Genomic DNA, 251 nt, shown 5'->3' with positions numbered 1-251 from the left:
AGTTGCAAGGCCTCGATTCGGCAGCCCTGCTTGAGGATCAGGAAGAACAACTCGATCTCCCAGCGCGCCCGGTACCAGTCGATCAGTTGCACCGCCTGCTCCAGCGTATCCACCCTGCGGTTGCTCACGTAGGTGGGGTGCAGGTACATGCCGCGCTGGGCTTCGTAGCTCAGCGGCCCCAGGCCGTGGCTGGCGCGGCCGTTGAAGTCCAGCTCGGTGCTGTCCTGGATGTTGAGCACCACCGCGTGGCT

The 251-nt window shown here is 64.5% G+C and carries 1 protein-coding gene; it reads right to left on the bottom strand.

Annotated features, from left to right (window positions below; genetic code table 11):
* On the bottom strand, positions 1–251 hold a 251-nt coding region (locus JHD63_RS23720), incomplete at both ends, for a transposase (RefSeq protein WP_198973215.1).

This window comes from Xylophilus sp. ASV27 (assembly GCF_016428875.1).
GTDB lineage: Bacteria > Pseudomonadota > Gammaproteobacteria > Burkholderiales > Burkholderiaceae_C > Xylophilus.
The sequence above is the reverse complement of the archived record's forward strand: the minus strand, read 5'-3'. Positions and strand labels throughout refer to the sequence as shown.